This window comes from Sphingobium sp. DC-2 (assembly GCF_000722555.1).
Lineage (GTDB): Bacteria > Pseudomonadota > Alphaproteobacteria > Sphingomonadales > Sphingomonadaceae > Sphingobium > Sphingobium quisquiliarum.
Window position 1 is genome coordinate 91,613 of sequence record NZ_JNAC01000075.1, and the last position, 14,390, is coordinate 106,002.

14 protein-coding genes are annotated in these 14,390 nt (G+C 63.4%); 10 read left to right on the forward strand and 4 right to left on the reverse strand.

The features are described 5' to 3' along the window. The first annotated feature begins 187 nt into the window (after positions 1-187). From ET21_RS0116280 to ET21_RS0116300, 5 genes are all read left to right on the forward strand, one after another. On the forward strand, positions 188-778 hold the full coding sequence (locus tag ET21_RS0116280; protein ID WP_030540514.1) for a hypothetical protein: 591 nt from the start codon (positions 188-190) through the stop codon (positions 776-778). A 51-nt stretch (positions 779-829) separates the two neighbouring features. Beyond that, positions 830-1,201, forward strand: coding sequence for a phage holin family protein (locus tag ET21_RS0116285; protein WP_030540515.1), 372 nt, complete (start codon positions 830-832; stop codon positions 1,199-1,201). After that, positions 1,198-1,521 (forward strand): hypothetical protein, encoded by a 324-nt coding sequence (locus tag ET21_RS0116290; protein WP_030540516.1) that lies wholly within the window; start codon positions 1,198-1,200, stop codon positions 1,519-1,521. Before ET21_RS0116285 ends, ET21_RS0116290 begins: the two co-directional genes overlap by 4 nt. Then, positions 1,514-2,101: a DUF883 family protein gene (locus ET21_RS0116295; protein WP_030540517.1), complete on the forward strand. Its 588-nt coding sequence runs from the start codon at positions 1,514-1,516 to the stop codon at positions 2,099-2,101. Before ET21_RS0116290 ends, ET21_RS0116295 begins: the two co-directional genes overlap by 8 nt. A gap of 78 nt (positions 2,102-2,179) precedes the next feature. Then, positions 2,180-2,404 (forward strand): DUF4170 domain-containing protein, encoded by a 225-nt coding sequence (locus ET21_RS0116300; protein WP_021239389.1) that lies wholly within the window; start codon positions 2,180-2,182, stop codon positions 2,402-2,404. A 19-nt stretch (positions 2,405-2,423) separates the two neighbouring features. Here ET21_RS0116300 and ET21_RS0116305 read toward each other — a convergent pair whose 3' ends face one another. The 4 genes from ET21_RS0116305 to carA all read right to left on the reverse strand — a co-directional run bounded on the left by ET21_RS0116305 (position 2,424) and on the right by carA (position 8,228). Continuing rightward, the gene (locus ET21_RS0116305; protein WP_030540518.1) at positions 2,424-3,062 is read right to left on the reverse strand and encodes a rhomboid family intramembrane serine protease; all 639 of its coding nucleotides are present in this window, start codon (positions 3,060-3,062) and stop codon (positions 2,424-2,426) included. A gap of 26 nt (positions 3,063-3,088) precedes the next feature. Further along, the gene (gene greA / locus ET21_RS0116310; protein ID WP_021239387.1) at positions 3,089-3,565 is read right to left on the reverse strand and encodes a transcription elongation factor GreA; all 477 of its coding nucleotides are present in this window, start codon (positions 3,563-3,565) and stop codon (positions 3,089-3,091) included. A gap of 81 nt (positions 3,566-3,646) precedes the next feature. Further along, entirely contained in the window at positions 3,647-6,982 is a 3,336-nt protein-coding gene (carB, locus tag ET21_RS0116315) for a carbamoyl-phosphate synthase large subunit (protein ID WP_021239386.1), read from the reverse strand. Positions 6,983-7,034: 52 nt separating this feature from the next. Further along, a complete protein-coding gene (gene carA, locus ET21_RS0116320) occupies positions 7,035-8,228 on the reverse strand; it encodes a glutamine-hydrolyzing carbamoyl-phosphate synthase small subunit (RefSeq protein WP_030540519.1) in 1,194 nt (397 codons plus the stop codon). 155 nt (positions 8,229-8,383) lie between these two features. Here carA and ET21_RS0116325 point away from each other — a divergent pair, with 155 nt between their 5' ends. The 5 genes from ET21_RS0116325 to ET21_RS0116350 all read left to right on the forward strand — a co-directional run bounded on the left by ET21_RS0116325 (position 8,384) and on the right by ET21_RS0116350 (position 14,079). Beyond that, entirely contained in the window at positions 8,384-8,836 is a 453-nt protein-coding gene (locus tag ET21_RS0116325; protein WP_030540520.1) for a GatB/YqeY domain-containing protein, read from the forward strand. 63 nt (positions 8,837-8,899) lie between these two features. Continuing rightward, positions 8,900-9,298, forward strand: coding sequence for an endonuclease domain-containing protein (locus ET21_RS0116330; protein WP_030540521.1), 399 nt, complete (start codon positions 8,900-8,902; stop codon positions 9,296-9,298). Continuing rightward, positions 9,295-11,172 (forward strand): DNA primase, encoded by a 1,878-nt coding sequence (dnaG, locus tag ET21_RS0116335; protein WP_030540522.1) that lies wholly within the window; start codon positions 9,295-9,297, stop codon positions 11,170-11,172. Before ET21_RS0116330 ends, dnaG begins: the two co-directional genes overlap by 4 nt. A gap of 43 nt (positions 11,173-11,215) precedes the next feature. Continuing rightward, the gene (gene rpoD / locus ET21_RS0116340; protein ID WP_021239381.1) at positions 11,216-13,261 is read left to right on the forward strand and encodes an RNA polymerase sigma factor RpoD; all 2,046 of its coding nucleotides are present in this window, start codon (positions 11,216-11,218) and stop codon (positions 13,259-13,261) included. A 137-nt stretch (positions 13,262-13,398) separates the two neighbouring features. After that, a complete protein-coding gene (locus ET21_RS0116350; RefSeq protein ID WP_021239380.1) occupies positions 13,399-14,079 on the forward strand; it encodes a hypothetical protein in 681 nt (226 codons plus the stop codon). Positions 14,080-14,390: the final 311 nt, after the last annotated feature.

The window sequence follows — 14,390 nt, forward strand, 5'->3', positions numbered from 1 at the left end:
AGGCCTGCATGCGGCACCGCTTAGCCAGCACCTTGCCCGATGGCAATCCGAAGGGCTTGCAAGGACTCGAAAAATGCCGATGCTCAAAATAGTAACGGCAACGGAACTGTGGCACGCCGCGAAGCATTTGGACGGGTATCCACTCGCCCGCATCGCGACCCCACCAAATTTGAGGAGACATAGGACGATGGCCGACACACCGGAAACCCCGCCCGCAAAGCGCGCCAGGAAAGCTGCTAACCCCAAGCCAGCAAGCGGCACGAGCGTGACGCCGAAGCCAGCGGCGCCGGTGAAGACTGCTGCCACGGCGAAGGCATCAAGCGACCCCTCGGTCTCGCAGGGCCTTTCCTCCCAGATCGCTCCCATCAAGGCACAGGCCGAAAAGGCCGCGCGCGCGGCTGCCGACAAGCTGAACGCGGTCGATTGGAAGGCGCATATCGATCCGCTGAAGGATCAGGCGGCGAAGACCGCGATATCCGCTGCGGGCGTGGCGAAGGACAAGACGGGTTCGGCGATGCAGAGCCTCGCCAAGCTGATTTCCGACACGGCCGGGACCGTCGATGCCAAGCTGGGGCCGCAATATGGCGATTATGCGCGGCAGGCGGCCGAGACGGTGGCGGGCGCCGCCGACAAGCTGGACAGCAAGGATGTCGACCAATTGATGGCCGAAGCGCGCGATTTCGTGCGCAAAAGTCCTGCGGTGGCAATCGGCGCGGCGGCGGTGGTCGGCTTCGTCCTCATGCGCCTTGCGAAGGGGTCGGACGAGGACAAGGCCTAAACCGGTAATCCATGCCGACCAAAACAGACCCCGGCCGGGGCGGAGGGGCGTTTGACTGAAGATTCTAGCATAGTGCCGGAACCGGATACGGAAGCAGAAAACGACACCGTCCGCGCGGCGTTCGCACGTCTTTATTCCGATGGGCGCGCCTATGCCGATGCGGAAATCGAGCGGCAGAAGCTGCGGGCAGGCATCGCTGGATCAGGCGTCAGGGATGCGGCGATCTTCGGCATGGCCGGGTTCCTGCTGGTCCTTTCGGCGCTGATCGCCCTGCTGGTGGGGCTGATCATGACACTCGCTCCGCATATCGGGCCCGGCTGGGCGACGGCTGCGGTCTTCGGCGGATCGCTGATCATTGCGCTGGCGCTGCTGCTGATAGCCAAGTCGCGGATCACGCGCATGAGAAAGGCGCTGCGGTCATGACGGCAGAGGAGAGATACCGGCTGGCGACAGTCGAAGCGGAGCGGAAGAAGGCCGCCTTCCTGTCCAGCGCAGCGGAGGCGAAGGCGCGCGTTTCGCCTGCCCGGATCAAGCAGGACGTAAAGCAGAAGGCGGGCGAAAGCCTGCACAATGCGAGCGCGCAGGCAATGGCGAAGGCCAATGAGCATCCGGTCGCCACCGCCGCGGGCGCCGGGGCGTTCGTCCTGTACCTGTTCCGCCGTCCTCTGGCGGCACTTTTCCGGCGGACATACGTTCGCCTTTCCAATCGCACACCGGATCAATCGGAGAAAGATGATGGCTGATATCCGCGCCCAGATCACTCGCGTTCGCGATGCCGCGAACGACATTGCAGGAACGGCGACGGGCAAGTTGCGCGACACGACTGAAAAGGCGCGCGACAATGCCAGCGACCTGATCCACAGCGGCCGCGAACGCGCCGGAGACGCCTATAGCGAGGCCAAGGACCGCACCCAGCGGATCGCGACGCGCGCCAATGAAATCGTGCAGGAGCATCCCATCGCCGCAGTGGCCGGAGCGGTCGCCGCTGGCGCGGTGATCGCGTGGATGTTCCCCAAGAGCCGCGCTGCGTTGAAGGCCTTGCCCGCTCTTGCGACAACGGCGGGCAGCAAGGTGGTGGAAGCCGCGATCGCGGCGCGTGCCGCTGCTGCGGAGCGAGCGGAGAATGTCAAGGCCAGCGCCAGCGACGCGCTGCACCAGGCCCGCGAAAGCGCAAACCATGCCGCAGCATCAGCGCGCGAAACCGCGGCGTCGGCTGACATCACCGGCACGGCATCGCGAATGGCCGACGATCTTGTCGCTCTGGTCAGCAGCAAGATCGACGCGGCGAGCGAAGCGCTGAAAGCGCGCCTGCCGAAACGCTGATCGCTTCAATCCTCCTCTTGGATGCGGGCGGCCCGGCTGCTAGGTTGCCCGCAGCTTCCAAGGGAGATTACGAAACATATGAGCAAACTCCACCTGGTCATGGGCGGGCGCGTCAAGGACCCTCAAACCCTTGAGTTTGAAGATCTTGGTTCGATCGACATAGTGGGCGTCTTTCCCGACTATGCGTCTGCGGAAAATGCATGGCGGGGAGCAGCGCAGCGGACCGTCGATGATGCCGAGATGCGCTATGTGATCGTCCATCTGCACCGGCTGCTGGAGCCCGATCTTCCACAAGGCGCATAAGCCCTTGGGGCCGTGGCCGTCATACCAGCGAACGCGGCCCTTTTCGAAATCGCCACCATAGCAGCGGCCGGGTCAGCAGCAGGCCAGCGAGGAAGCCGCCGATATGCGCGGCAACGGCGATCTGCCCCAGGTCGCCCATACCGCCTGCGGTCGCCACGCCGATCATCAATTGAATGACGATCCACCCCGCCGCAAGCCATAGCACTCGCAGGACATTGGCGGAAAAGGGCCCCATCCGGCGAATGGGCTGCTGGCTGTAGAGCAGCGCATAAGTGGCAATGACGGCGGAAATCGCGCCGCTCGCCCCCACCATCGGGTTGGCGGAGGCAGGCTGAATGGCCCATTGCAATGCGCAGGCGGCATAGGCGCCAGCCACGTACAGGACCAGGAAGGCGCCCTTATGAAGCACCTGTTCCACCTGCCGCCCGCAAAAAACCAGCATCAGCAGGTTGAAGCCCAGATGCAGCCAGCCCGCATGGATCAGCGTACAACTGAGCGGCGTCAGCCATCCGGGCACCGCCAGCACGCCATCGAACAGGCCGGGATCGGCTATGCGCGCGGGGATGAAGCCGCCGAGCAGGGCAGCATTGTCGATCTGCCCGGTCAGCAACAGGATAACGAACGCGGCGAAGGTGATCGCCGCGATCGAACTGGTCATGCGGCCTGCGGGCAGTTTCACTTCGCTCAGATGAATTCGATCTTGTCGACCAGGTAGAATTTGTCACCCGATGGAACGGAGACTTCGACCTCTTCGCCGACCTGACGCCCGATCAACGCCCGTCCGAGCGGACTGTTGTAGCTGATCATGCCCAGCTTCGCGTCCGCTTCGGCCTGACCCACAATCTGATATTTCACCGGCTTGTCATCCTCATCGAGCAAGGTGACGGTCGCGCCGAAGATCACCTTGTCACCCGACAGGGTGGCCGGATCGATGATCTGCGCGCGCGACAGCTTGTCTTCCAGATCGGCTATGGTCGCTTCGACCTGACCCTGCCGTTCCTTCGCGGCATGATATTCGGCATTTTCCGACAGGTCGCCATGAGCGCGCGCTTCTTCGATGGCGTCCACGATCAAGGGCCGTTCGGCCTTGAGTTCGCGGAGCTGCGCAGTCAGCTTGTCATAGCCCGCCTGCAGCATCGGCATCTTTTCGACGGTCGCCATTATCGAAGATCCTTTGTCAAAACTTCCCTTTGGCGGCCCCTTCGTCGAGGCCGCCCGCAGCATGGTTCCTGATGCAGGGGGTCAGGCTTGCGGCTTTGGATAATAGGACTGTAGGGAACGCACTTCAAGGGCATGGCCGCGCAGCGCCTCGATCGCGTCCGCCGCAGCAAGGCTGGCGGCCGCCGTGGTGAAGCTCGCCACCTTGGCGCGCAGTGCGCTCGTGCGGATCGCCTTGCTGTCCTTGAGCGACTGCCACCCTTCCGTCGTGTTGAAGATCAGGTCGACGTCGCCATCGGTGATCTTGTCCACGATATGCGGCCGGCCTTCAGCCACTTTGTTCACAGGCTGCACTTCGATGCCCTGTTCTTCCAGATAGCGAGCCGTGCCGCCGGTCGCGATGATGGTGAAGCCGAGCGCCGCCATTTTCTGCACCGCGGGCAGGATGACGGGCTTGTCGCTATCCTTGACCGACACGAACACCGTGCCGCTGGTCGGCAGCATGGTGCCGCCGCCGAGCTGCGACTTGGCGAAGGCGGTCGCGAAATCGCTGTCGATGCCCATAACTTCGCCGGTGCTTTTCATTTCTGGCGAGAGGACCGGGTCGACGCCGGGGAAGCGCGCGAAGGGGAAGACGGCTTCCTTGACCGCGATATGGCTGATCGCGTTGCGGTCGATCTTCGGCAGGTCTTTCAGCTTCTCGCCCGCCATGACCCGGCTGGCGATCTTGGCGATCGGCGTGCCGATCGCCTTGGCGACAAAGGGCACAGTGCGGCTGGCGCGCGGATTGACCTCGATGAGGTAGACCGTTCCATCCTTGACCGCGAACTGGATGTTCATGAGGCCGCGCACGGAGAGCGCACGGGCAAGGACATCGGCCTGACGCTCAATTTCCGCGATCACCTCGTCCGACAGGCTGTAGGGCGGCAGCGAGCAGGCGGAGTCGCCGGAGTGAACGCCCGCTTCTTCAATATGCTGGAGCACGCCAGCCACCACCACATCGTCGCCATCGCAGAGCGCGTCCACGTCCACCTCGGTCGCGTCGCGCAAATATTGGTCGATCAGGACGGGGGAGTCGCCCGACACCTGAACGGCGGTGGCGATATATTCCTCCAGTTGGGCCTGACCATCGACGATCTCCATGGCGCGGCCGCCCAGGACGTAGGATGGGCGCATGAGGACGGGATAGCCGATCCGGTTGGCGACGGCGATCGCCTCCTCCCGGCTGCGGGCGATGCCGTTGGCGGGCTGCTTGAGCTTGAGCTTGTCTATCAGCGCGGCGAACCGTTCGCGGTCTTCGGCAAGGTCGATGGCGTCGGGCGAAGTGCCGAGGATCGGGATGCCCGCATCCTCCAGCGCCTGTGCCAGCTTGAGCGGCGTCTGGCCGCCGAACTGGACGATGACGCCCGCGAGCGTGCCGTTCGACATTTCGACGCTCAGGATTTCCAGCACGTCCTCTGCGGTCAGCGGCTCGAAATAAAGGCGGTCGGACGTGTCATAGTCGGTGGACACGGTCTCCGGGTTGCAGTTGACCATGATGGTCTCATAGCCCGCCTCGCTGAGCGCGAAGCAGGCGTGGACGCAGCAATAGTCGAACTCGATTCCCTGCCCGATGCGGTTGGGTCCGCCGCCCAGGATGACGACCTTTTTCCGGTCGCTGGGCTGCGCCTCATTCTCCGCCTCGCCAAAGAGCGGGGCTTCATAGGTCGAATACATATAGGGCGTCTTCGCCTCGAACTCGGCCGCGCAAGTATCGATGCGCTTGAAGACGGGGCGTACGCCCAGCTTGTGGCGCAGCGCGCGCACTTCGGCTTCGGTGACGCCGCCGGTCATTGCCTTGACCGCTTCGTGGATCAGGCCGGAACCGCGCGCGATGCCCCGTTCCATGCCGCGCAGGTTGGCGGACTTGAGCGCCAGCCAGGCAAGGCGCTGATCCGAAAAGCCCATGGACTTGAGCCGCCGCATGCCATCGGCATCCTGCGGCAGGCCGTTTTCCAGCACCTCCGCTTCGGCGTCCACAATCTCCTTGATCCGCTCCAGGAACCAGGGGTCGAACTTGGCGATGTTATGGATTTCCGAGACGGTCAGCCCTTCGCGCAGTGCCTGTGCGGCGACGAGCAGCCGGTCGGGCGTCGGCTGGGACAGCGCCGCAACGATATCATCCCGCGACGCGCCTTCCAGATGGGTGACGTTGTTGAAGCCGCACAGGCCCGTTTCTAGGCCACGCAGCGCCTTCTGCATGGATTCATGGATGTTGCGGCCGATCGCCATCACCTCGCCCACCGATTTCATGGCGGTGCCGAGCAACGGTTCGGAGCCCTTGAACTTTTCAAAGGCGAAACGGGGGATCTTCGTCACGACATAGTCGATGGTCGGTTCGAAGCTGGCCGGAGTCGCGCCGGTGATGTCGTTCTCTATCTCGTCCAGCGTGTAGCCGACGGCGAGTTTCGCCGCGACCTTGGCGATCGGGAAGCCGGTCGCCTTCGACGCCAGCGCCGAGGAGCGGCTGACGCGCGGGTTCATCTCGATCACGATCAGGCGGCCGTCCTTCGGATTGACCGCGAACTGGACATTGGAGCCGCCCGTTTCGACGCCGATTTCTCGCAGCACCGCGATGCTCGCGTTGCGCATGATCTGATATTCCTTGTCGGTCAGCGTCAGCGCGGGCGCGACGGTGATGGAGTCGCCGGTGTGGACGCCCATCGGATCGACATTTTCGATCGAGCAGATGATGATGGCGTTGTCGTTGCGATCGCGCACGACCTCCATCTCATATTCTTTCCAGCCGAGCAGCGATTCCTCGATCAGCACTTCGGTCGTGGGGGAAGCGTCGAGCCCTTCGGCGACGATCCGCTTGAACTCTTCCTTGTTATAGGCGACGCCGCCGCCGGTGCCGCCGAGCGTGAAACTGGGGCGGATGATGGAGGGCAAGCCGGTGAATTCCAGAGCCTCCAGCGCTTCTTCCATCGTGTGGGCGATGCGCGAGCGAGCGGACTCAAGACCAATCTTGTCCATCGCATCGCGGAACTTCAGGCGATCCTCAGCCTTGTCGATGGCTTCGGCGTCGGCGCCGATCATCTTGACGCCGAACTTCTCCAGCGTGCCGTCATTGAACAGGGCGAGCGCGGTGTTGAGCGCCGTCTGGCCGCCCATGGTCGGCAGCACCGCGTCGGGGCGTTCCTTCTCGATGATCTTCGCCACGATTTCGGGCGTGATCGGTTCGACATAGGTGGCGTCGGCGAATTCCGGGTCGGTCATGATGGTGGCCGGGTTGGAATTCACCAGGATGATGCGATAGCCCTCTTCCTTGAGCGCCTTCACCGCCTGGGTGCCCGAATAGTCGAACTCGCACGCCTGGCCGATGATGATCGGGCCGGCGCCGATGATGAGGATGGAGGAGATGTCGGTGCGTTTGGGCATTATTGCTCTCTAACTAAAGAATGAACTCGAAGGCTGAACGGATTTTTGAAAGTCACTTCGAGAGGCTGTCGACGAAGCGCTTGAAAAGGTAGAAGCTATCCTGCGGGCCGGGCGAGGCTTCGGGGTGGTACTGAACGGAGAATGCTTTCTTATCAGTAAGTTCTATCCCGCAGTTGCTACCGTCAAAGAGCGACACATGGGTCGGCTTCACGTTGGCGGGCAAGGTGTCGCTATCGACTGCGAAGCCGTGGTTCATCGAGGTGATCTCGACAAGGCCATCCTCAAGCCGCTTGACCGGGTGATTGGCGCCGCGATGGCCCTGGTGCATCTTCACCGTCTTGGCACCTGCCGCGAGGGCGAGCATCTGGTGGCCGAGGCAGATGCCAAAGACGGGCAGGTCCGCGTCCAGCGCCTGCTTGATAACGGGCACGGCATATTCGCCCGTCGCCGCGGGGTCGCCGGGGCCGTTGGAGAGGAAAAGGCCGTCCGGCTTCTGCTCCATCACCTGATCATAGGTCGCGGTTGCCGGAAGTACGGTGACGCGCGCGCCGGCCTTTACGAGGTTGCGGAAGATGTTGTTCTTCGCGCCATAGTCAATCGCGACGACATGGGGGCGTGGTTTCTCGACTTCGCTCGAAACGAACGGGGTTTCAGTTTCATCGAGGCCATAGCCATCGCCAAGCTTCCAGACGCCGTCTTTCCAGAGGCGGCTTTCCTTGCCCGTGACTTCGATGGCGAGGTCCATGCCTTCAAGGCCAGGCCAGTTCGCAGCCTTGTCCGCGAGCGCGGCGATATCGAAACGGCCCTCAGGATCGTGGGCGATCACGACATTGGGCGCGCCCTTCAAGCGGATCATGCGGGTAAGCGCGCGGGTATCCACGCCGGACAGGCCGATGCGGCCGTTTTCCTTCATCCACTGATCGAAAGGTTCGACGTTGCGGAAGTTGCTTGGCTCGGTCACATCCTGCCGGACGACGCAGCCCAGGGCGAAGGGATTGTCCGCCTCCACGTCGTCAAGGTTGGTGCCGACATTGCCGATGTGGGGGAAGGTGAAGGTGACGATCTGCCCGGCATAGCTCGGGTCGGTCATCACTTCCTGATAGCCGGTCATCGCGGTGTTGAAGCAGAGTTCGCCAACCGCGTCGCCGACCGCGCCGAAACCGCGGCCGAACACCGCGCTGCCATCGGCAAAAACCAATACCCCTGTCGCTCCTTTGGGCACGGTGAGGGTCTTGGCATCAGCCATGGTCGTAGCGTCCTTCATGTTTTTGCGGGAACCCGTCTTCAGCGGGTTAAACGGCCGGTCACCTATGCCTGTGAAGCCCTGCGGTCAACCGCTGTTAAAAAATCTCTTTTGGCATTATATCTGGTCTTTTCCCGTAGCACAGGATTCGTGTCGCCATGATTCGCGAGAAGGTAAAAAGCGCCCAGGTCGAAGCCATGAAGGCGGGGGACAAGGAACGCCTGGCCGCCGTGCGGCTGATCCTCGCCAAGCTGAAGGACCGGGACATCGAGTTGCGGACGGCTTCCAATGTGCCGGACGACGACACGGTCGTGGTCGAGGTGCTTCAGAAGATGGTGAAGCAGCGGCGCGAATCGATCGAGATGTTCAGGAACGGTGGGCGTGATGAGCTGGCCGCCAAGGAGCAGGCGGAGATGGAAGTCATCGAGAGCTTCCTGCCGCAGCAAATGAGCGAGGATGAGACGCGGGCCGCGATCGAGGGGATCAAGGCTGAGGTGGGCGCGAGCAGCGTCAAGGATATGGGGAAGGTCATGGCCGTGCTGAAGGAGCGGCATGGGGCTGTGATTGATATGAGCAAGGCTAGTGGGCTGGTTAAGGCGGCGCTTTCCTGAGGCTGCGACATAGTTCCCCTCCCGCCTTGCGGGAGGGGTCGGGGGAGGGCATGTTCGACGCCGATGGATAAAGGCTATGCCCGCCCTACCCTGCGTGCGCGCGCGCTGCGCAATAATGCGACCGATGCGGAGCGCGTTCTTTGGCAAGCGATCAGTGCGCGCAAAGTGGCTGGCGTTCGGTTTAATCGGCAGGTTCCGATCGGGCCATTTATCTGTGATTTTGTGGCGCGATCGATCCACTTGGTGATTGAGGTTGATGGCGGACAGCATCAGCCTTCCGTCGATGCGGGAAGGTCCCGGTATCTGGAAGCCCAAGGCTATCGGGTGATCCGTTTTTGGAATAATGATGTACTCGGCAATCTTGAAGGGGTTGTGGGAGAGATCGAGCGAGTCATTGCTGACATGCCCTCCCCCGACCCCTCCCGCAAGCGGGAGGGGAGCTTTTATGGTGACGGGACATGAGTCTCTCCCCCGCATTCCTCGACGAACTGCGCATGCGTACGTCGCTGTCCACGCTGATCGGGCGGACGGTGAAGGTGCAGAAGGCGGGGCGGGAGTATAAGGCCTGCTGCCCCTTTCATAACGAGAAGACGCCCAGCTTCACCATCAATGACGAGAAGGGCTTCTACCATTGCTTCGGGTGCGGGGCGCATGGGGATGCGATCCGGTGGATGACGGATCAGCGCGGCCTGCCCTTCATGGAGGCGGTGAAGGAATTGGCGGCGGCGGCGGGGATGGATGTGCCCGCGCCCGACCCGCGCATGGCCAAGCGCGCGGAGAAGGCGAAGGGGCTGCATGACGTCATGGCAGCGGCGCAGGCCTTGTTCGAGGAGCAGCTGGGCGGGATCGAAGGGGCCGAGGCGCGGGAGTATCTGAAACGGCGCGGGATTGGCGAGGCCACGCAGCGGGCTTTCGGCTTTGGGTTTTCGGCGGATTCCAAGGGCAAGCTGAAAGGCGCACTCAGCGAATTTGGCGAGGCGATGCTGATCGAGGCAGGGTTGCTGATCGATCCTGATGGCGAGCGGGAGAGCTATGACCGTTTCCGGGGACGGCTGATGCTGCCGATCCGGGATATTCGCGGGCGGGTGATCGCTTTTGGCGGGCGCATCCTGGGCCAGGGTGAGCCCAAATATCTGAATTCGCCGGATACGCCGCTGTTCGACAAGGGGCGGACGCTCTACAATATCGATCGCGCCTCCCCCGCCAGCCGCCAGAGCGGGCGGGTGATCGTGGTCGAGGGCTATATGGATGTGATCGCGCTCGCCCAGGCCGGTTTCGGCGAAGCGGTCGCGCCGCTGGGCACGGCGCTGACCGAGCATCAGATCGAGCGGCTGTGGAAGATGGTGGATGTGCCGGTGCTCTGCTTCGATGGCGATGCGGCGGGGCAGAAGGCGGCGATCCGGGCGGCGTCGCGGGCGTTGCCGTTGTTGCGGCCGGGGATGAGCCTGGCCTTTGCGACCCTGCCTGCGGGCCAGGACCCCGACGACCTGATCCGGGCCGAGGGACCGGCGGCGATGGAGCAGGTGCTGGATGCGGCGGAACCGCTGGTCGAGCGGCTGTGGAAGCATGAGCAGAATGCCGCGCCGCTCGACACGCCGGAGCAGCGGGCGGCGCTGAAGCAGCGGCTGAACGCCATCACTGGCGCCATCGCGCATCCCGATGTGCGGGCGCATTATGTGCAGATTTTCCGGCAGCGTTATGATGCGCTGTTCTTCGCGCGGCCTGAACAGGGGGGCGCCCCCCGGCACCAGCGGGGCGGCGGCGCTCGCCAGGGCTGGCAGCGGGACCGGAGGGGCAATTGGAAGCCCCCCCTGCCCCCGGTCGGCAGCGAGGCGCGGGCCATCGGGGTGAGCGGCATGGAGCAGCGGCTGCTGCGCGCGGTGCTGGCCAGCCTGCTGCGCCATCCAGAGCAGATCGCGCTGCACCGGGAGATGCTTTCGGCGCTGCATATCGGCGATTCGGCGCTGGCCGGACTGCTGCGCGCGATGGTGGCCGCGTCCTTCACGCAAGAAACAGTTGAAACAGAGGGCCTCCTTACCATATTGGGCCAAGGTGAAGTGTATAATATGGCGAAGGGAATGCTCCGGGCCGACACGTTCACATTCACCCCCAACAGGATGAAGACCGATTCAAGTCGCGTTTCGCGCGATCTGGAGGAGGCTATCCGGGTGATGGCGCAAGGACCGGAGTTAGAGACGGCGCTGGCGGAAGCCACCAGACGAGCAAGGGAAGACCTCAATGAGGAGACCTTTGCCGAGCAGCAGCGTATCCATCGGTTGAAGATGGATCACGACCAGCGCTTGGCGGAACTGGCGCAGTCCGAAGATATTATGTGATTTGATCGTCCCGACACCGGGGCGGCGGAGTTAAGGCGAATAAATGGCGAGCAAGGCGACAGGCAAGGGTGCGGGCGAGGATGTGGATACCGGCGATGCGCCGCTCCTTGATCTGAACGAGGCGTCGGTCAAGAAGCTGATCGCGCGCGCGAAGAAGCGCGGCTACATCACCTATGACGAGCTGAACGACGCCCTGCCGCAGGACCAGATGTCCTCCGAGCAGATCGAGGACATCATGGCCGCGCTCAACGAAATGGGCGTGAACATCGTCGAGAATGAGGAAGCTGGCGAGGACGGCGAGGACAGCCGTGACGACAGCGACGATGATTCGGCCGATGACGGTTCCGACGACGATGGCGGCCCCAAGCTGGTCACCGAGAAGAAGAAGGAAACGGTCGATCGCACCGACGACCCCGTGCGCATGTATCTGCGCGAGATGGGGGCGGTCGAGCTGCTGAGCCGCGAGGGCGAAATCGCCATCGCCAAGCGGATCGAGGCCGGGCGCGACACGATGATCCTGGGCCTGTGCGAAAGCCCGACGACCTTCAACGCGATCATCGAATGGTCGACCGCGCTCAACAATGGCGAGATGCAGCTGCGCGAGATTCTGGATCTCGACGCGATGCTGTCCAAGGACCCGGCTCCTGAAAATCTGGAGGAAGGGGCCGAGGATGATGACGGCGAAATCAGCGAGAAGACCGCTGGCCCCAGCTTCAAGGAAGAGGAGGAGCCCGAGGAGGAGGCAGCCGATTCCGACGAGGATGAGGATGATCTGACCGAGCGCCGCGCCCGCCGGGTGGAAGAGGATGAGGAGGAGGACAACACCCTCTCCCTCGCCCAGATGGAAGAGACTTTGAAGCCGATGGCTTTGGAGAAGTTCGCGACCATCACCGAAATTTTCCGCACCTTCTCCCGCGCGCAGGAAGCCCGCATGGCCGCGATGGCCAATGGCGAGGCGCTGAGCCAGAAGGCGGAGGATGAATATCAGGAACTGCGCGAGAAGCTGACCGCCGAGGTCGAAAGCGTCCAGTTCCACCAGCAGAAGATCGAATATCTGGTCGATCAGCTTTATGCCTATAACCGGCGCCTGACCGCGCTGGGCGGGCAGATGCTGCGCCTGGCCGAGCGTCACAAGGTGAGCCGCAAGGACTTCCTCGACCGCTATGTGAACCATGAACTGGACGACGGCTGGATGGATCGCGTGTCCGGCATCGACAAGAAATGGGCTGCTTTCGCCGCCGCCGAGGGACGCGCCGTCGAGCGCATCCGCACCGAGGTCAGCGAGATCGCGCAGGCGACCGGCATGTCGCTGGGCGAGTTCCGCCGCATCGTCAACATGGTGCAGAAGGGCGAGCGCGAGGCGCGAATCGCGAAGAAGGAAATGGTGGAGGCGAACCTGCGCCTCGTCATCTCCATCGCTAAAAAATATACGAACCGTGGCCTGCAATTCCTTGATCTTATTCAGGAAGGCAATATCGGCCTGATGAAGGCGGTCGATAAGTTCGAGTATCGGCGCGGTTACAAGTTCTCGACCTATGCGACCTGGTGGATCAGGCAGGCGATCACGCGTTCGATCGCGGATCAGGCGCGGACCATCCGTATCCCGGTCCACATGATCGAGACGATCAACAAGCTGGTGCGCACGTCCCGCCAGTTCCTGCACGAGCAGGGCCGTGAGCCGACTCCGGAGGAAATGGCCGAGCGCCTGTCCATGCCGCTGGAGAAGGTGCGCAAGGTGATGAAGATCGCCAAGGAGCCGATCTCCCTGGAAACGCCGATCGGCGACGAGGAGGATTCGCATCTGGGCGACTTCATCGAGGACAAGAATGCGATCATCCCGGTGGATGCGGCGATCCAGGCGAACCTCAAGGAAACGGTGACGCGGGTCCTGGCTTCGCTGACGCCGCGCGAGGAACGCGTGCTGCGCATGCGCTTCGGCATCGGCATGAACACGGATCACACGCTGGAGGAAGTGGGCCAGCAGTTCAGCGTGACGCGCGAGCGCATCCGCCAGATCGAGGCGAAGGCGCTGCGCAAGCTGAAGCATCCGAGCCGCAGCCGGAAGATGCGCAGCTTCCTCGACCAATAGAGGCGCAGGCACGGCGAAATGAAGGAAAAGGGCGGCTTCCGGGCCGCTCTTTTTTTGCCCCGTAAACGGCTCTTTTACCCCGTCATCCTATCTTTCCGGTTCAGCGGCAACGGGTTGCGCCGCATAGGGAAATTTCAATGAGCCAAGCAGCAGCGCGCCATTCGCAGGGCGGCATTTCTCAGGTCGTGGAAGCGCTGGTCGCAGCCGACGGAACCGCGGGCCATGCGCATGCCGCCAATGTCCGGTCGGGGATCGGGCGGGACGCGGTGCTGACGCTCGCCGACCTGGCGGATGCGGCGCATTATCTATGCCTGCTGCATGGCCGCCATCCGGGCGTGATCGATCATGCCGCGACGCGATCGGCCGACAATGCGGCGCGCGCCTGGCTGGTCCAGTCAGCCGAAGCCTTTGCGCGGGAGCGGGCCTATCTGACGCAGGTGACGGTGGCGGCAGGTCCGGCCCCAAGTACCGCCGGGCAGAGCGATTGCGAAACCGTGGTCAGCCAGCAACGCCATGCCCTGGACATGCTCGCCCAGTCCGACCGGCGCGGCTGCGCCATGGGGGCGGCGATCGCGCTGGTGCTCGACTGGCGCGCCGTGCGTCACGGGCTGGACATGGCGGCGATCCGCGTCGGGTTGGAGCCGCATGCCTGCGACCTGCCGGACCGGGCGGAGACGCTGGCCGTCGCCCGCGCCATTGGCGGCAATGACGCGGCGGACCGGGCGATACAGTTCGGCGCGCGGCAGTTGCTGGCGCAGCAGCGGGGCCTGTGGGACCTGTTGCAGGCGCGGGCCGAAATCCGCCAGCAGAGGCGCTGACCCTCCCCTCCCCGCCTGCCCCGTCATACCAGGACCAACGGGCATTCAGTTTCGCAGCCTGCAAATGGCGGCTCTTCGCGCCTCCGGTCCTCACATAATAGAGCAGGATGCGCGCCGGGCCATGAAAAACCACCATTTTAGCTGCGCTGGGCTTTCGGCTCGGATAGCCGCCTCCTGAACATCGATCGTTCCTAAGCCGAGGCATGAGCCGGACGTGCGCCAAGCGCCGGCCGGGCACGGGCCAGAAGACGGCCCGCGGCCCATTCCAGAGGAGGTCCGGGACAAACGCATTGCAGGCGCGAGCCGCTTTC